This is a genomic window from Streptomyces sp. NPDC091279 (assembly GCF_044757465.1).
GTDB lineage: Bacteria > Actinomycetota > Actinomycetes > Streptomycetales > Streptomycetaceae > Streptomyces.
In genome coordinates, this window is the sequence record NZ_JBIVVA010000020.1 from 1 (window position 1) to 16,838 (window position 16,838).

15 protein-coding genes, 1 rRNA gene and 1 riboswitch are annotated in these 16,838 nt (G+C 70.0%); of the genes, 12 read left to right on the plus strand and 4 right to left on the minus strand.

Features of this window, described 5'->3' with window-relative positions; all coding sequences use genetic code 11:
- From rrf to ACIQOU_RS34700, 11 genes are all read left to right on the plus strand, one after another.
- Positions 1 to 95: ribosomal RNA gene (gene rrf / locus ACIQOU_RS34650) — 5S ribosomal RNA — on the plus strand; the annotation flags it as partial.
- Between the two features lie 111 nt (positions 96 to 206).
- Entirely contained in the window at positions 207 to 815 is a 609-nt protein-coding gene (locus ACIQOU_RS34655; protein WP_401543888.1) for a CDP-alcohol phosphatidyltransferase family protein, read from the plus strand.
- 113 nt (positions 816 to 928) lie between these two features.
- Positions 929 to 3,424: a sugar phosphate nucleotidyltransferase gene (locus tag ACIQOU_RS34660; RefSeq protein ID WP_401543891.1), complete on the plus strand. Its 2,496-nt coding sequence runs from the start codon at positions 929 to 931 to the stop codon at positions 3,422 to 3,424.
- 106 nt (positions 3,425 to 3,530) lie between these two features.
- A complete protein-coding gene (locus ACIQOU_RS34665; RefSeq protein WP_401543894.1) occupies positions 3,531 to 4,427 on the plus strand; it encodes a DUF881 domain-containing protein in 897 nt (298 codons plus the stop codon).
- Positions 4,424 to 4,756, plus strand: coding sequence for a small basic family protein (locus tag ACIQOU_RS34670; protein ID WP_003988855.1), 333 nt, complete (start codon positions 4,424 to 4,426; stop codon positions 4,754 to 4,756). The genes ACIQOU_RS34665 and ACIQOU_RS34670 overlap by 4 nt, the downstream gene beginning before the upstream one ends.
- 5 nt (positions 4,757 to 4,761) lie before the next feature.
- On the plus strand, positions 4,762 to 5,598 hold the full coding sequence (locus tag ACIQOU_RS34675) for a DUF881 domain-containing protein (protein WP_401544148.1): 837 nt from the start codon (positions 4,762 to 4,764) through the stop codon (positions 5,596 to 5,598).
- Between the two features lie 61 nt (positions 5,599 to 5,659).
- Positions 5,660 to 6,553 carry an FHA domain-containing protein gene (locus ACIQOU_RS34680; protein ID WP_401543896.1) on the plus strand — a complete coding sequence of 298 codons (894 nt, stop codon included), beginning with the start codon at positions 5,660 to 5,662 and terminating at the stop codon, positions 6,551 to 6,553.
- Positions 6,554 to 6,595: 42 nt separating this feature from the next.
- Positions 6,596 to 7,333, plus strand: coding sequence for a MerR family transcriptional regulator (locus ACIQOU_RS34685; RefSeq protein ID WP_401543899.1), 738 nt, complete (start codon positions 6,596 to 6,598; stop codon positions 7,331 to 7,333).
- An 84-nt stretch (positions 7,334 to 7,417) separates the two neighbouring features.
- Positions 7,418 to 7,891, plus strand: a complete 474-nt coding sequence (locus ACIQOU_RS34690) for a bifunctional nuclease family protein (protein ID WP_128976543.1) — start codon at positions 7,418 to 7,420, stop codon at positions 7,889 to 7,891.
- Positions 7,892 to 8,150: 259 nt separating this feature from the next.
- Positions 8,151 to 8,795, plus strand: coding sequence for a MerR family transcriptional regulator (locus ACIQOU_RS34695; RefSeq protein ID WP_401543902.1), 645 nt, complete (start codon positions 8,151 to 8,153; stop codon positions 8,793 to 8,795).
- A 47-nt stretch (positions 8,796 to 8,842) separates the two neighbouring features.
- A complete protein-coding gene (locus ACIQOU_RS34700) occupies positions 8,843 to 10,336 on the plus strand; it encodes a DNA polymerase IV (RefSeq protein ID WP_401543905.1) in 1,494 nt (497 codons plus the stop codon).
- Here the strand turns inward: ACIQOU_RS34700 and ACIQOU_RS34705 are convergent.
- Positions 10,252 to 10,629: a PRC-barrel domain-containing protein gene (locus ACIQOU_RS34705; RefSeq protein ID WP_401543907.1), complete on the minus strand. Its 378-nt coding sequence runs from the start codon at positions 10,627 to 10,629 to the stop codon at positions 10,252 to 10,254. The two genes, ACIQOU_RS34700 and ACIQOU_RS34705, sit on opposite strands and share 85 nt — an antisense overlap.
- 113 nt (positions 10,630 to 10,742) lie before the next feature.
- Positions 10,743 to 10,838, plus strand: a riboswitch (glycine riboswitch).
- Positions 10,839 to 11,015: 177 nt separating this feature from the next.
- Here ACIQOU_RS34705 and gcvP point away from each other — a divergent pair.
- Positions 11,016 to 13,901 carry an aminomethyl-transferring glycine dehydrogenase gene (gene gcvP, locus ACIQOU_RS34710; RefSeq protein WP_401543910.1) on the plus strand — a complete coding sequence of 962 codons (2,886 nt, stop codon included), beginning with the start codon at positions 11,016 to 11,018 and terminating at the stop codon, positions 13,899 to 13,901.
- A 43-nt stretch (positions 13,902 to 13,944) separates the two neighbouring features.
- Here the strand turns inward: gcvP and ACIQOU_RS34715 are convergent, their stop codons facing one another.
- From ACIQOU_RS34715 to modA, 3 genes are read right to left on the minus strand one after another with little or no spacing between them, the layout of a single operon-like run.
- On the minus strand, positions 13,945 to 15,012 hold the full coding sequence (locus tag ACIQOU_RS34715; protein ID WP_401543912.1) for an ABC transporter ATP-binding protein: 1,068 nt from the start codon (positions 15,010 to 15,012) through the stop codon (positions 13,945 to 13,947).
- Complete coding sequence (gene modB / locus ACIQOU_RS34720) at positions 15,009 to 15,872, minus strand: molybdate ABC transporter permease subunit (protein ID WP_401543915.1); 864 nt, start codon at positions 15,870 to 15,872, stop codon at positions 15,009 to 15,011. Before modB ends, ACIQOU_RS34715 begins: the two co-directional genes overlap by 4 nt.
- The gene (gene modA, locus ACIQOU_RS34725) at positions 15,869 to 16,702 is read right to left on the minus strand and encodes a molybdate ABC transporter substrate-binding protein (protein WP_401543917.1); all 834 of its coding nucleotides are present in this window, start codon (positions 16,700 to 16,702) and stop codon (positions 15,869 to 15,871) included. Before modA ends, modB begins: the two co-directional genes overlap by 4 nt.
- Positions 16,703 to 16,838: the final 136 nt, after the last annotated feature.

The following is a 16,838-nucleotide window of genomic DNA, read 5'->3' on the forward strand; positions in this document are numbered from 1 at the left end:
AAACGCCCGGTTACATTTCGAACCCGGAAGCTAAGCCTCACAGCGCCGATGGTACTGCAGGGGGGACCCTGTGGGAGAGTAGGACGCCGCCGAACTCCTTTTATAGCTCCGGCTCTTGGGCATCACGCCCAAGAGCCGGAGCTTTTTTGCGTTGAGGTAGGGTCAGGGGGCATCATCGTCACTTTTCCTCATCAGGAGGCCCCCGGGTGGAGGTCCAGGAGACCCGTGTCCAGACGGACCGGGTGCTCACCATCCCCAACATCCTCAGCATGGCGAGACTGCTCGGCGTGCCGCTGTTTCTGTGGCTGATTCTGAGGCCCGAGTTCGGGGGCCCGCAGAGCGACGGCTGGGCGCTGCTGGTGTTGGCTCTGAGTGGAGTCAGTGACTATCTGGACGGCAAGCTGGCACGACGCTGGAACCAGATCAGCAACCTCGGCCGGCTTCTCGATCCCGCGGCCGACCGGCTCTACATTCTTTCGACTCTCGTCGGCCTCACCTGGCGCGAGATCCTGCCGATTTGGCTGACGTCTCTCCTGCTGGCACGCGAGCTGGTTCTGATGGTGATGGTCGGCATCCTCAGACGGCACGGCTATCCGCCGCCGCAGGTGAACTTCCTTGGGAAGGCCGCCACCTTCAACCTCATGTACGCCTTCCCTCTGCTCCTGCTCAGTGACGGAAGTAGCTGGATCTCGTCACTCGCTGCTATTTTCGGATGGGCGTTCGCCGGATGGGGTACAACCCTCTACTGGTGGGCAGGAGTCCTGTACGTGGTACAAGTCCGCCGACTGATCCGCGCAGACGCCCAGGACGATTGAGCCCGCCGATCGGGGCGGCCGTGGTCTCGATGGCCCCCGACGGAAAAGTGCGGGACAATCCTGACGGGTGAAGTCGGCAGTACCGTCGTCTCTTCGAGGAGGACGCTTCCGACATGAAGGCCGTCGTGATGGCTGGCGGTGAAGGCACACGCCTTCGCCCCATGACCTCAAGCATGCCCAAGCCGCTCCTGCCCGTGGTCAATCGACCGATCATGGAGCATGTACTCCGGCTGCTGAAAAGGCATGGGCTGAACGAGACCGTCGTCACCGTGCAGTTCCTGGCCTCTTTGGTCAAGAACTACTTCGGTGACGGTGAAGAGCTCGGCATGGAGCTCACCTATGCCAATGAGGAGAAGCCACTCGGTACCGCAGGCAGCGTCAAGAACGCCGAAGAGGCTTTGCGCGACGACGCGTTCCTCGTCATCTCCGGTGATGCCCTGACCGACTTCGACCTCACCGATCTGATCAGCTTCCACAAGGAAAAGGGAGCCCTGGTCACCGTCTGTCTGACGCGGGTGCCGAATCCGTTGGAATTCGGTATCACCATCGTCGACGAAGAGGGCAAGGTCGAGCGGTTCCTGGAGAAGCCGACCTGGGGACAGGTCTTCTCCGACACCGTCAACACCGGCATCTACGTCATGGAACCCGAAGTCTTCGACTACGTCGAAGCCGATGTGTCCGTCGACTGGTCCGGTGACGTCTTCCCTCAGCTGATGAAGGAAGGCAAGCCCATCTACGGCTATATCGCCGAGGGCTACTGGGAGGACGTTGGTACGCACGAGAGCTATGTGAAGGCCCAGGCAGATGTCCTGGAGGGCAAGGTCGACGTCGAACTCGACGGATTCGAGATCTCGCCCGGCGTGTGGGTGGCCGAGGGCGCCGAGGTGCACTCGGACGCCGTTCTGCGCGGGCCGCTCTACATCGGTGACTACGCCAAGGTCGAGGCCGGCGCCGAAATCCGTGAGCACTCCGTCATCGGCTCCAACGTCGTCGTGAAGAGCGGCGCCTTTCTGCACCGGGCCGTCGTCCACGACAACGTGTACGTCGGTGAGCACAGCAATCTGCGGGGCTGTGTCGTCGGGAAGAACACCGACATCATGCGGGCCGCCCGGATCGAGGACGGCGCCGTCATCGGCGACGAGTGCCTCATCGGCGAAGAGTCGATCATCCAGGGGAACGTGCGGGTCTACCCGTTCAAGACCATCGAGGCCGGTGCCTTCGTCAACACCTCGGTCATCTGGGAGTCCAGAGGACAGGCACATCTGTTCGGCGCCCGTGGCGTGTCCGGCATTCTGAACGTCGAGATCACGCCAGAGCTGGCGGTGCGTCTCGCCGGTGCGTACGCGACGACCCTGAAGAAGGGGTCCACCGTCACCACCGCCCGCGACCACTCCCGTGGTGCCCGTGCGCTCAAACGGGCGGTCATCTCCGCGTTGCAGGCCAGCGCCATCGACGTTCGGGATCTGGAGAACGTTCCGCTGCCGGTGGCGCGGCAGCAGACCGCGCGGGGCAGCGCCGGCGGCATCATGATCAGGACCACGCCCGGGGTGCCGGACTCCGTCGACATCATGTTCTTCGACGGCCAGGGCGCCGACCTGTCGCAGGGCAGTCAGCGCAAGCTCGACCGGGTGTTCGCACGGCAGGAGTACCGGCGCGCGTTCCCCGGTGAGATCGGCGACCTGCACTTTCCGGCCAGCGTCTTCGACTCGTACACCGGGTCGTTGCTGCGGAACGTCGACACCACGGGCATCGCCGACTCGGGGCTGAAAGTCGTCGTCGACGCCTCGAACGGCAGTGCGGGGCTGGTGCTGCCCAGCCTGCTCGGGAAGCTCGGCGTCGACTCGCTGACCGTCAACCCCGGTCTCGACGAGTCCAGGCCGACCGAGACGGCCGAAGTGCGGCGGGCGGGGCTGGTGCGGCTCGGCGAGATCGTGGCGTCCTCGCGTGCCGCGTTCGGCGTGCGATTCGACCCCGTCGGTGAGCGGCTGTCGCTCGTCGACGAGAAGGGCCGGATCATCGAGGACGACCGGGCGCTGCTCGTGATGCTCGACCTGGTGGCCGCGGAGCGGCGCAGCGGGCGGGTGGCGCTGCCGGTGACCACGACCAGGATCGCCGAGCAGGTGGCCGCCTACCACGGCACGCAGGTGGAGTGGACGACCACGTCGCCCGACGACCTGACCCGTGTCGGACGCGACGACTCGACCATCTTCGGCGGTGACGGGCGGGGCGGCTTCATCGTCCCGGAGTTCAGCAGTGTGTTCGACGGGACGGCGGCCTTCGTCCGGCTGATCGGCCTGGTGGCGCGCACGCAGCTCACGCTCAGCCAGATCGACGCCCGGATTCCGGGGGCGCACGTCCTCAAGCGCGATCTGGCGACTCCCTGGGCCGTCAAGGGCCTGGTGATGCGCCGGGTCGTGGAGGCGGCCGGAGATCGCTTCGTGGACACCACGGACGGGGTACGGGTCGTCGAGGCCGACGGGCGCTGGGTGATGGTGCTGCCGGACCCCGCCGAGGCCGTCACCCACCTGTGGGCGGAGGGCCCCGACGACACCTCCGCGCAGGCCCTGCTCGACGAGTGGGCGGCCGTCGTGGACAGCGCCGGACGCTGATCGCCTACCACGCGCGCGTGCCGGGCAGGTGCCCTCAAGGGGGCCTGTCCGGCACGTGGATGGGGCCATTCGGAGGTACTGGTCGCGACGTGCGACGATGTGCGGCATGCCGCAGCAGCCCCCCGTTCGGAGGACACCTACGCCACCCTCGCGTCCGGACGCCTCCATGTCGCTGCTCACCAACGTCATGGACCACAGCCTCGACGACGGATACGCCGAGGCGGCCGACCGGAAGCGCGCCGCGGGTGACGCGGGCCTGCCCAGGACGCTGCGTTCCCGGCTAGGTCTCGCCGCCGGTCTGGTGCTGGCCGCGCTGGTGGTCACCGTGGGCGCGGCACAGGCGCGCGTGGCGGCCCCCGTCGTCGCCAAGGAGCGCGAGGAACTGATCGACCGCATCGACCGTGAGACCACAGCGGCCGACAAGCTGGAGGGCGCCGTCGACACCCTGCGTGACGACGTGAGCGCCCGGCAGAAGAAAGCTCTCAGGACGAGCGGCGGTGGCGACCAGGCCGACCTGGTGGGCCTGTTGTCGGGCGCCGTCGCCGTGCACGGTCCCGGTGTGAAGCTCGTCGTGAACGACGCCAAGGAAGCCAGCACCGGCGGCGACGGCAACCCCCGGGAGACCTCCGGGTTCTCCGACACCGGTCGGCTCCGGGACCGTGATCTGCAACGCGTGGTCAACGGACTGTGGGAGTCCGGGGCCGAGGCGATCTCCATCAACGGGCAGCGGCTGACGGCGCTTTCGGCGATCCGGGCCGCGGGAGACGCGATACTGGTCGACAACAAGCCGCTGGTCCCGCCCTACACGGTGCTCGCCGTGGGGGACGGGAAGAAGCTGAGCACCACGTTCCAGAACAGCGCTGACGGGCTCTATCTGCACGCCCTGCAAGAGACCTACGGCATCCGGACGGCCATCTCCGTGGAGAGCGGCCTCCAACTGCCGGCAGCACCGAGTGTGATCGTTCGTACAGCACAGCCGAAAACCGAGAAGGGCACATCGTGATCGCCGTACTGGGCCTCGTCGTGGGAGTGGTGGCCGGCCTTTTGGTCCGGCCGGAGGTTCCGGCAGTCGTCGAGCCTTACCTGCCGATCGCCGTGGTGGCGGCGCTCGACGCCGTCTTCGGAGGGCTGCGGGCCATGCTCGACGGCATCTTCGACGACAAGGTCTTCGTGGTGTCGTTCCTCTCCAATGTGGTCGTCGCCGCTCTGATCGTCTTCCTGGGCGACAAGTTGGGCGTGGGCGCGCAGCTGTCGACCGGTGTCGTCGTCGTTCTCGGCATCCGCATCTTCTCCAACGCCGCGGCGATCCGCCGGCACGTCTTCAGGGCGTGACGCCGATGAGCAACCAAGAAGGTGAGCCGCAGCATCGGCTGCGCAAAGAGCTGCCCGCTGAGGTGCCGGCCGGCGCGGCCCCCGAGCCCGCCGAGGACGCGCCCGCGCAGCCGCCCGGGTTGACGGGGCGTCAACGGTTGATCCAGGGACTGTGGCCGCCGCGCGTGACGCGTGCCCAACTCATCGTCGCCCTCTTGCTGTTCGGGCTCGGATTCGGCCTGGCCGTGCAGGTCGCGTCGAACAGCGACAGTGACAGTGCGCTGCGCGGGGCACGTCAGGAAGATCTTGTGCGCATCCTCGATGAACTGGATGACCGCACTCAGCGTCTTGAGGACGAGAAGCAGGGACTGGAGAAGCAGCGCGACGAACTGGAGAACAGTTCGGACCAGGCCGAGGAGGCCCGCAAGCAGACCGTCGAGAAGGAGAAGCAACTCGGCATTCTGGCGGGCACCGTGGCCGCGCAGGGTCCCGGCATCACGATGACCATCGACGACACGAAGGGGACGGTCGAGGCGGACATGCTGCTCAACGCGATCCAGGAACTGCGCGCCGCGGGCGCGGAGGCGATCCAGGTGAACGGCGTGCGCGTGGTGGCCAACACCTATCTCACCGACTCGGGCAAGAGCGTGAGCGTCGACGGGAACAAGATCAACGCGCCCTATCGTTTCAAGGTCATCGGCAAGCCGGCGGACCTCGAACCGGCGCTCAACATCCCTGGAGGCGTGGTGCAGACCCTTGAGAAGGAGCAGGCCACCGTGACCGTCGAGCGGTCCGACAAGATCGTTGTGGACGCCTTGCGAGCGGCGAAGAAGCCTGACTACGCTCGGTCGTCCTCCCGGTGAACCGGGGGTGCATGGAGCTCGTCCGGCAGGGGCATGAGGTTGCGGGGGGTCGGCGCACGGATTGGCTGGTGCGTGGTGGAAACTGTCTGGTGGTTACGGACGTTGTGAGGATGTCCGGGTCGGCCGGTGTATGGAATCAGGGTTCGTCCTGCCCCACGGGCGGGTCTGTTTCGGTCAAGGGGAATCGCCCGTGAAGTTGTTTGCGAAGTTGTTCGGCAAGAGTCAGCGAGAGGGCAACGCCAACGCGACCGCCCACCATCGCGTGCAGCCCGACGCGGACGGCGAACGCCCGCTGTTCCGGGATCAGGTCGGCGGTCCGGACGGTGGCCAGGGCGCGGCGTCGGTTGACCCTGGCCAGTCCGGCGACATAGGTTTTGGACAACCGTCAACCTCAAGTACGGGTGGAGGGTTTTCCCCTATGTCAGCCCTGGTGTGTACGAGGTGCGGTAACCGCAACGCGGAGAACAGCCGCTTCTGCTCCAACTGCGGTGCGCCGCTGCGGCCCGGCGCCACGCCGGAACGGCCGTCCGAGACGACGTCCACGATCTCCATCTCCGGTCTTGAGGCCTACGACGCCGAGGTCACCGGTCAGACGCAGCTGCCGGCGCTGTCTCCCGAGGCGCAGGCCGCCGTGGACGCACTGCCGGTGGGCTCCGCCCTCCTGGTCGTGCGCCGCGGGCCGAACTCGGGCAGCCGCTTCCTGCTGGACGGCGACCTGACGACCGCCGGGCGCCACCCGCAGAGCGACATCTTCCTGGACGACGTGACGGTCTCGCGCCGGCACGTGGAGTTCCGCCGCGCGGCGGACGCCTCGTTCACGGTCGCCGACGTGGGCAGCCTGAACGGCACGTACGTCAACCGCGAGCGGATCGACCAGGTCGACCTGGCCAACGGCGACGAGGTGCAGATCGGCAAGTACCGGCTGGTCTTCTACGCGAGTCAGCCGGGTTACTGACCCGCCTCCGGACCAGGTCCGGAGGAATCCGAGGGAAGGTCCATGCTGCGAACACCGAGCGGCGGTGCCGGACACGGCACCGCCGCCACGGACAGCGGGCTGATGAGTATCGGCACCGTGCTGAACGCGCTGCGCGACGAGTTCCCCGAAGTCACCATCTCCAAGATCCGCTTCCTGGAGTCGGAGGGGCTCATCGAGCCGCAGCGGACGCCCTCGGGGTACCGCAAGTTCAGCCCCGCCGACGTCGAGCGCCTCGGCCATGTGCTGAGGATGCAGCGGGACCACTATCTGCCCCTCAAGGTGATCCGTGAGCACCTGGACGCCATGGAGCGCGGTGAGGCCCCGCCGTTGCCCGTGGTGGGGCGCCAGCGGGACGGAGAGGCCGCCCTGGAGGTCCTGGAGGGTCCCACGGCGGCCAGGATCGGCCGCGCCGAGCTGCTCGCGGCCGCCGACGTCGACGAGCAGGTGCTCGCCGAGTGGGAGTCGTACGGGCTGCTGACGGCGCTGCCGGACGGGTCGTTCGACGCGGAGGCGGTCACCGTGGCGGCCCTCGTGCTGGAACTGGGCCGGTTCGGGATCGAGCCGCGCCATCTGCGGTCCATGAAGGCGGCGGCGGACCGCGAGGCCGGTCTGGTGGACCAGGTGGTGGCCCCGCTCAAGCTCCACCGCAACCCGCAGACCCGGGCCCACGCCGAGGCCCGTACCAAGGAGCTGGCGGCGCTCACGGTGAAGCTGCACGGCGCCCTGGTGCGGACCGCGCTGGGTGTGCGGCTGCCCTGAACCGGCGGGTCGGGGGAGGCCGGATAGTCCTCCGGTTCCGGGCCCGACTACCCAAACATCCCGAGCACGTCCTAGGGTTGCTGTGTGAACGAGCTCGATGTCGTAGGTGTCCGGGTCGAAATGCCCTCCAACCAACCGATCGTGCTCCTGCGCGAAGTGGGAGGCGACCGCTACCTCCCCATCTGGATCGGGCCGGGAGAGGCGACGGCGATCGCCTTCGCGCAGCAGGGCATGGCCCCCGCGCGACCGCTGACCCACGACCTGTTCAAGGACGTGCTGGAGGCCGTCGGCCAGGAGCTGACCGAAGTGCGCATCACGGACCTGCGGGACGGCGTCTTCTACGCGGAGCTGGTCTTCGCCAGCGGGGTGGAGGTCAGCGCCCGGCCGTCCGACGCCATAGCGCTCGCGCTGCGCACCGGAACGCCGATCTACGGCAGTGACGGGGTGCTCGACGACGCCGGTATCGCGATCCCGGACGAGCAGGAGGACGAGGTCGAGAAGTTTCGTGAGTTCCTCGACCAGATCTCGCCGGAGGACTTCGGCACCAGCAATCAGTGAGCGTCGTCGGCCCGGCGGACCGACGCGGTCCGTGCGGGCCGGTGTTCGTTGTCGGGCGGTGCGACAGACGGCAATTGGCGTCGGTGAGTGGTGCGTCCTGCGGCTCGTCGCGAGCGCATTCGGCTAGCCTTTCCCCGCGGTGGGGTACGGGAAACCACTCCTGGGGTGATTATCACTCGGCGTGCCGAGTGTGGCGATCGTTGACGCGCCCCTGGTGACTGCCTACCGTCGAGAAGGCAGGTCAAGGACGGAGGTCGGCGTGAGAAGCAGCGGCGACGGCACGGCTGGGGGCTCCCCCGGACGCAGTCCGGTGCAGAGTGGTCCGTACCCGCTTCACAACAGCTCGGCCGACCACGCCCCGAGGCGACCGGCGGCCGTGCCCGGCGGCGGAGGGGCGGCGTCCATGGGGTCCGAGGAGATCGGCTACCGCGGCCCGACGGCCTGCGCGGCGGCCGGCATCACCTATCGGCAGCTGGACTACTGGGCCCGTACCGGGCTCGTCGAGCCGAGTGTGCGGCCCGCGTACGGGTCGGGGACGCAGCGGCTGTACAGCTTCCGGGACGTCGTCGTCCTGAAGATCGTCAAGCGGTTCCTGGACACGGGCGTGTCCTTGCAGAACATCCGGGCCGCCGTCGCCCATCTGCGGGAACGGGGCTTCAGCGATCTGGAGCGGATGACGCTGATGAGCGACGGCGCCACCGTCTACGAGTGCACGTCGCCCGACGAGGTGCACGCGCTGCTCCAGGGTGGCCAGGGCGTCTTCGGGATCGCCGTCGGGGTGGTGTGGCGGGACGTGGAGAACGCGCTGTCGCAGCTGCACGGCGAGCGGATCGACACCGGCGAGACCCTGATCGGGCAGAACCCGGCCGACGAGCTGGCCCGGCGGCGCAACAAGGCCGTCTGAGGCGTCGCGGCGGGGCGTTGTCAGTGGCGTAGGGCAGCATCGGAGATGTGAGAACCGCGCCCACGATCCTGCATCTCGACATGGATGCCTTCTACGCCTCGGCGGAGCAGGCGTCCAAGCCGAGCCTGCGGGGAAAAGCCGTCGTGGTGGGCGGGCTCGGGCCCCGGGGTGTGGTCGCCACCGCCTCCTACGAGGCGCGGGTCTTCGGGGTCAGGTCGGCGATGCCGATGGGGCAGGCGCGGCGGCTCGCGCCGAACGCCGCGTACCTGATGCCGCGCTTCGGGCTCTACCGGGCGGTCAGCGAGCAGGTGATGGGGCTCCTGCACGCGCTGTCGCCACTGGTGGAGCCGCTGAGCCTGGACGAGGCGTTCGTGGACCTGGAGGCCGCGGGGGCCGCCTGGGACCGGGACTCGGCGCTGCGGGTGGGGGAGCGGCTGCGGGCCGACATACGGGCCGTCACGGGGCTCACCGGGTCCGTCGGGCTCGCCGCGTCCAAGATGCTCGCGAAGATCGCCTCCGAGGACGCCAAGCCCGACGGCCTGGTCCTGATCGAGCCGGGGACCGAGCGGGCGCTGCTCGGGCCGATGCCGGTGCGGACGCTGCCGGGCGTCGGGCCGGCCACCGGCGATCATCTGCGGCGGGCCGGGATCACCACGGTCGACGAGCTGGCCGAGGCCGGTGAGGACGAGCTGGTGCGGCTGCTGGGCAAGGCACACGGGCACGGGCTGTACGCGATGGCGCTGGCGCTGGACGACCGGCCGGTCAACGCCGAGCGCGAGGCCAAGTCGGTGTCGGTGGAGGACACCTACGACGTCGACATCCATGACCGGGTCCGGGTCGCGGGCGAGGTGCGGCGGCTGGCCGACCGGTGTGTGGGGCGGCTGCGCGGGGCCGGGTTCTCGGGGCGGACGATCGTGCTGAAGGTGCGCCGGTACGACTTCTCGACACTGACCCGCTCGGAGACGCTGCGCGGGCCCACCGACGATCCGGAGGTGGTGCGGGAGGCGGCGGCCCGGCTGCTGGACTCGGTGGACACCACGGGCGGTGTCCGGCTGCTCGGGGTCGGGGTCACCGGGCTGGCCGACTACACGCAGGAGGACCTGTTCGCGCAGGCCGCGGGGGAGCGGGCGGCGCTCGTGCTGGAGGAGACGCCCCCGGAGCCGGTGGCGGTGGAGGCGGTACCCCGGGAGCGTGGGTGGGCCGCGGGCCATGATGTGCGGCATGCCCGGTTCGGGCACGGGTGGGTCCAGGGGAGCGGGCTCGGGCGGGTCACCGTGCGGTTCGAGACGCCGCAGGACACGGTGGCGGGGCGGGTGCGGACGTTCCGGACCGACGACACGGAGCTGGAGCCGGCCGAGCCGCTGCCGCTCGTGCTCGTGTCGCCGGAGGCCGGGGAGGCTGGGGAGGCCGGGGAGGCCGGGGAGGAAGCCGAGGAGGCCGGGGAGGAGGCCGGCGCTCAGGGGTCTTCCGAGCCGGCCAGCTTTCCGAAGTCACGGTCGGGGAAGGGGGAGGGCGACGGGGCGGCGACGTCGAGGCCGTAGTGGTGGTAGAGCTGGAGTTCCTGTTCGGGGGAGAGGTGGCGGCCGACGCCGAAGTCGGGGGCGTCCTTGATCAGGGACCGGTCGAACGGGATGTGCAGGGTGCCCTCGACCAGCTCGCTGGGCTCCAGGGGCACGAAGGCGTCCCGGGAGAACAGGCCGGTCCTTATGGCCGCCCACTCCGGCACGCCGGTCGCGTCGTCGAGGTAGATCTCGTCGACGGTGCCGATCTTGGTGCCGTTGCAGTCGAACGCCTTGCGGCCGATCAGGTTGCGCGGATCGATATCGGTCTGCACGGGCCCTCCTCTTGGTCGCAACTCATCCGTAAGCACTACAAAAGAGCACATTAGGCGGTGCGTCCAGTCGAAAATCGGTGCTGAAGACGCGCTGGTAGGCTGGCAGCGGCTGCTGACCCCGCGCGGGAGAGTCCTCCGGACATCACCGGAGGCGCCGAAGGAGCAAATCCTCCCCGGAATCTCTCAGGCTCACGTACCGCACGGACGAGGTCACTCTGGAAAGCAGAGCGGGTGTCGACGGCTCCCACTCTCACCGACGGTGAAAGCCGGCAGCCCTCGGGCGTGGCCGGTGAAGCTCTCAGGTCGAGATGACAGAGGGGGAGGCCGTCGGGGTACCCGCGCCGGGGTGCCCCTCGAAGGTCGCTCAGACCAGGAGGCCTCCGCCCATGACTCCCCACCGCACCCCACTCGCCGCACTCGAACAGGGCATTCCGTTCGAGCAGCGTCATATCGGGCCCGACCATGAGGCACGGGCCAAGATGCTCGCGCAGGTCGGCTATGGCTCGCTGGACGAGCTGACCGCTGCCGCGGTGCCGGACGTGATCAAGAACGCCGACGCGCTGGATCTGCCGGGCGCCCGTACCGAGGCCGAGGTGCTCGCGGAGCTGCGGTCGCTCGCGGACCGGAACAAGGTGCTCGACTCGATGATCGGGCTCGGCTACTACGGCACCTTCACCTCGCCGGTCGTGCTGCGCAACGTCATGGAGAACCCGGCCTGGTACACCGCCTACACGCCGTACCAGCCGGAGATCTCGCAGGGGCGTCTTGAGGCGCTGCTCAACTTCCAGACCATGGTCGCCGACCTCACCGGGCTGCCCACCTCCGGCGCCTCGCTGCTCGACGAGGGCACCGCCGCCGCCGAGGCCGTGGCGCTGTCCCGGCGTATGGGCAGGAACAAGAAGGGCCTGTTCCTGATCGACGCGGACACCCTGCCGCAGACGATCGCCGTGATCGAGACGCGGGCCGAGCCGACCGGCGTGGAGATCGTCGTCGCCGACCTCGGGGCCGGGATTCCCGCCGACCTCGCCGGCCGGGAGATCAACGGCGTCCTCGTGCAGTACCCCGGCGCCTCCGGTGCCGTGCGGGACCTGAAGCCGCTGATCGACGAGGCGCACGAGCGCGGCGCCCTCGTCACCGTCGCCGCCGACCTGCTCGCGCTGACGCTGCTGAAGTCGCCCGGGGAGCTGGGCGCGGACATCGCCGTCGGCACCACGCAGCGGTTCGGGGTGCCGATGGGCTTCGGCGGGCCGCACGCCGGGTACATGGCCGTCCACGAGAAGTTCGCCCGCAGCCTGCCCGGGCGGCTGGTGGGCGTGTCCGTGGACGTCGACGGGAACCGCGCCTACCGGCTCGCCCTCCAGACGCGTGAGCAGCACATCCGGCGCGAGAAGGCGACCAGCAACATCTGCACCGCGCAGGTGCTGCTCGCCGTCATGGCCGGCCTGTACGCCGTCCACCACGGGCCCGAGGGCCTTCGGGGCATCGCCCGCCGCACCCACCGCTACGCCGCGATCCTCGCCGAGGGGCTGCGGGCCGGCGGGGTCGAGATCGTGCACGGCGCGTTCTTCGACACCCTGACCGCGCGGGTGCCCGGCCGGGCCGCCGGGGTCGTCGCCGCCGCGCGGGAGAACGGCGTCAACCTCCGGCTCGTCGACGCCGACCACGTCTCCCTCGCCTGCGACGAGACCACCACCCGGTCCCGTCTCGGCGCCGTGTGGAACGCGTTCGGGGTCGAGGGGGACGTCGAGGCGCTGGACGCCGTCGCCCTGGACGCCGTTCCGGCGGGGCTGTTGCGTGATGACGAGATCCTCGGGCACCCCGTCTTCCACCAGTACCGTTCCGAGACGGCGATGCTGCGCTACCTGCGGCGGCTCGCCGACCGGGACTACGCGCTGGACCGGGGCATGATCCCGCTCGGTTCCTGCACCATGAAGCTCAACGCGACGACCGAGATGGAGCCGGTGACCTGGCCGGAGTTCGGGCAGCTGCACCCCTTCGCGCCGGCCGAGCAGGCGCAGGGGTACCTCACCCTCATCCGGGAGCTGGAGGAGCGGCTCGCCGAGGTCACCGGGTACGACAAGGTGTCCCTCCAGCCGAACGCCGGGTCGCAGGGGGAGTTGGCCGGGCTGCTCGCCGTGCGGGGGTATCACCGGGCCAACGGGGACGAGCGGCGGACGGTGTGTCTGATCCCGTCGTCCGCGCACGGCACGAACGCCGCCAGCGCCGTGATGGCCGGCATGAAGGTCGTCGTCGTGAAGACCGCGGGGGACGGCGAGATCGACGTCGAGGATCTGCGGGCCCGGATCGAGCAGCACCGGGACGAGCTGGCCGTGCTGATGATCACCTACCCGTCGACGCACGGCGTGTTCGAGGAGCACGTCGCCGACATCTGCGCCCAGGTGCATGAGGCGGGCGGCCAGGTGTACGTCGACGGCGCCAACCTGAACGCGCTGGTCGGGCTCGCCAAGCCGGGGCACTTCGGCGGCGACGTCTCGCACCTGAACCTGCACAAGACGTTCTGCATCCCGCACGGCGGCGGCGGGCCCGGCGTCGGACCGGTCGGGGTGCGCGCGCATCTCGCGCCGTATCTGCCCAACCACCCGTTGCAGCCCGCCGCCGGACCCGAGACCGGGGTCGGCCCGATCTCGGCGGCGCCGTGGGGTTCCGCGGGCATCCTGCCGATCTCCTGGTCGTACGTACGGCTCATGGGCGGCGCGGGGCTGAAGCGGGCCACGCAGGTCGCCGTGCTGTCCGCCAACTACATCGCCAAGCGCCTGGAGCCGCACTACCCGGTGCTGTACACCGGCCCCGGCGGGCTGGTCGCGCACGAGTGCATCATCGATCTGCGCCCGCTGACCAAGGCGACCGGCGTGAGCGTCGACGATGTCGCCAAGCGGCTGATCGACTACGGCTTCCACGCGCCGACGATGTCGTTCCCGGTGGCCGGCACGCTGATGATCGAGCCGACCGAGTCCGAGGACCTGATCGAGCTGGATCGTTTCTGCGAGGCGATGATCGCGATTCGCGGCGAGATCGAGAAGGTCGGCGCGGGCGACTGGCCGGCCGATGACAACCCGCTGTGCCACGCCCCGCACACCGCGGCCGCGCTCGGCGGTGAGTGGGAGCACGCGTACACGCGCGAGGAGGCCGTCTTCCCGGCCGGGGTGTCGGCCGCCGACAAGTACTGGCCGCCGGTGCGCCGGATCGACCAGGCCTTCGGTGACCGCAACCTCGTCTGCTCGTGCCCGCCGCTGGACGCGTACGAGGACTGAGCGTGAGTGAGGGGGCTCCGTCTTTCGGCGGGGCCCCTTTTCGCTATGCCGGGTAGGCATGGGTCTGGGACGCCTTGAGGGTGGCCCAGACCGGGGCGCCCGGGCGGAGGTCGAGTTCGGCCGCGGCGACCGTCGTGAGGTCGGCCAGCAGCGGGAGTTCGCCGGTGAGCTGGGCGCGGATCTGGTCGCCGTGGCTCTCCAGACCCGCGACCTCGCAGCGCCAGAGGTTGCGGGCGCTCACGCCGGTCGGGCGGTCCCGGTGCAGGGTGACGGCGTTCGGCGGGAACGCCACGAAGGCGTCCCCCGACAGGAGTTCGGTGACGGCGACGGACTGACCCGTGTCGAGCCGGACCGTCTGCCCCTCGGCGCGGCCCCGGTAGAGGTTGAGGCCGACCAGCTGGGCGATGTAGTCGGTGCGGGGGCGGCGCGCGATGTCGGCCGGGGCGCCCTCCTGGACGATCTCGCCCCGCTCGATGACGACCAACCGGTCGGCCAGCACCATCGCGTCCAGCGGATCGTGCGTGACGAGAACGGCGACCGCCTCGAACTCGGCCAGGTGGCGCCGGAGTTGGGCGCGGACCTCCAGCCTGGTGCGGGCGTCGAGGGCGGCGAGCGGCTCGTCGAGCAGCAGCAGCCGCGGGCCGGTCGCCAACGCCCTTGCCACGGCGACGCGTTGGGCCTGGCCGCCGGAGAGCCGACGCGGTTTCGCATCGGCGTGTTCGGCGAGGCCCAGACGCTTCAGCCACCCGGCGGCGCGGGCGCGGGCCGCGGCCTTGGAGGCGCCGTGGCAGCGCGGGCCGAACGCCACGTTGTCGAGGGCACTGAGATGCGGGAACAGCAGATAGTCCTGGAAGACCACGCCGACCGGCCGTCGTTCGGGCGGTGTCCGGTCCAACACCGCGCCGTCCAGCCGCAGATGGCCCCCGGAGAGGGGGACGAGCCCGGCGAGGGCGCGCAGTGCGGTGGTCTTGCCCGCGCCGTTGGGACCGAGCAGGGCGACGACGTCGCCGGGGGCGGCGGTCAGCGTGAGGTCGAGGCGGAAGTCGCCGCGCGCGACGACGAGATGGGCGTCGAGGCCGACCGCGTCGCCCGGCTCCGGGGTGTGGGTCATGAAGCCGTCATCCAGCGGTCCCGCAACCCCGCGAGCACCGCGATCGACACGGCGAGGAGCACCAGACTGAGCGCGATCGCCGCCTCCGGGTCGCTCTGCATGGCGAGGTACACCGAGAGCGGCATGGTCTGGGTGCGGCCGGGGAAGTTGCCCGCGAAGGTGATCGTCGCCCCGAACTCGCCCAGCGCCCGCGCCCAGGCGAGGACGGCGCCCGCCGCGACGCCCGGCGCGATCAGCGGCAGGGTGACCCGGCGGAACGCGGTGAAGCGGGAGGCGCCCAGGGTGGTGGCCGCCTCCTCGTAGCGGGGGTCGGCGGCGCGCAGGGTGCCCTCGACGCTGATGACCAGGAACGGCATCGCCACGAACGCCTCGGCGATCACGACGCCCGCCGTGGTGAACGGCAGGGTGATGCCGAACCAGGAGTCGAGCCACTGGCCGATGATGCCGTTGCGGCCGAGGGCGAGCAGCAGGGCGACACCGCCGACGACCGGCGGCAGCACCAGCGGCAGCGTCACCAGGGCGCGGACCAGACCCCGGCCGGGGAACTCGGTGCGGGCCAGGACCCAGGCCAGCGGGACGCCGACGACGAGACTCACCGCCGTCGCGGAGGTGGCGCACAGCAGGGACAGGCGCAGCGCCTGCCACACCTGGGTGCTGGTCAGCTGGTCGGGCAGGGTGCTCCAGGGGGCGCGGACCAGCAGCGCGAGCAGCGGCAGCAGCAGGAACGCCAGGCCCAGCACGGCCGGCAGCAGCAGGGGGAGCGGCACGCCCCGGTGGATGCGGAGGGGCCGGTTCCGGCCGCGCCGCGGACCGTCCCGGCGGGGGGCGGTCCGGGCGGCGGACTGGGCCGGTGGGGTCACGGCTTGAGGAACCCGGCCGCGTTCAGGACCTTCTGGCCGTCGGCGGACTCGACCAGGGCGATGAACGCCTTGGCCACGGGGGCGTTCGGGGCGTCCTTCAGGAGGGCGATCGGATAGTCGTTGATGGCGCTGGCGGACTCCGGGAACTCCACGCCCTCGACCTTGTCGCCGGCGGCCTTCACGTCCGTCTTGTAGACGACGGCCGCGTCCGCCTCCTTCAGGACCACCTTGTTGAGCGCGGACTTCACGTCCTGCTCGTAGGAGACCGGGGTCAGCTTCAACTTGCTGGCGGTCAGGGCCTTCTGGGCGGCGGCGCCGCACGGCACCGTCTTGTCGCACAGCACGACCTTGAGGCCCGACCTGGTCAGGTCCTTGAGGGAGGTGATCTTGTCGGGGTTGCCCGGCAGGGTGGCGATCTCCAGCTGGTTGCGGACGAACGTGGTGGGCGTGCCGGCCGCGTCGCCCTTGTCCGTCACGATCGCCATCGTCTTGGTGCTGGCGGCGGCGAAGACGTCGGCGGGGGCACCGCCGGTGATGTTCGCGGCGAGGGTGTCGCTGCCGCCGAAGCTGAAGTGGACCTTGGTGCCCGGGTGTTCCTTCTCGAACTGGTCGGCCAGCGTCTGGAAGCTGCCCTGGAGGGAGGCCGCCGCGAAGACGGTGATGTCGCCGGAGAGCTTCGAGGAGGCGGATGAGGAAGAGGAAGCGGACGGGGTGGCGTCCGCCGTCGTGCCGGAGTCGGAGGAGGAACAGGCGCTCAGGGTGAGCAGCGCGGCGACTCCTGCGCCGGCCACCTGCAACGAACGGCGGGTCCGGCGCGCGGAACGGGTCATCACGGGTCCACTCCCTGGTGTCTCGGTGGGGAGAAGCCGGTGGGGCCGCCCCTGTCCGCCGATCATACTGACGCAGATGCGAGGCGTACGTCTCCTGTCACATCGCATGAGCGGGCGTGATACGGCGGGGCGTTGG

What these genes read in the sequence shown, in the direction of transcription:
- ACIQOU_RS34715 (WP_401543912.1), bottom strand. Translation starts at nt 15,012, where the DNA reads ATGACCCACACCCCGGAGCCGGGCGACGCGGTCGGCCTCGACGCCCAT.
- gcvP (WP_401543910.1), top strand. Translation starts at nt 11,016, where the DNA reads ATGACTCCCCACCGCACCCCACTCGCCGCACTCGAACAGGGCATTCCG.
- ACIQOU_RS34675 (WP_401544148.1), top strand. Translation starts at nt 4,762, where the DNA reads ATGAGCAACCAAGAAGGTGAGCCGCAGCATCGGCTGCGCAAAGAGCTG.
- ACIQOU_RS34660 (WP_401543891.1), top strand. Translation starts at nt 929, where the DNA reads ATGAAGGCCGTCGTGATGGCTGGCGGTGAAGGCACACGCCTTCGCCCC.
- modA (WP_401543917.1), bottom strand. Translation starts at nt 16,702, where the DNA reads ATGACCCGTTCCGCGCGCCGGACCCGCCGTTCGTTGCAGGTGGCCGGC.
- ACIQOU_RS34685 (WP_401543899.1), top strand. Translation starts at nt 6,596, where the DNA reads ATGCTGCGAACACCGAGCGGCGGTGCCGGACACGGCACCGCCGCCACG.
- ACIQOU_RS34665 (WP_401543894.1), top strand. Translation starts at nt 3,531, where the DNA reads ATGCCGCAGCAGCCCCCCGTTCGGAGGACACCTACGCCACCCTCGCGT.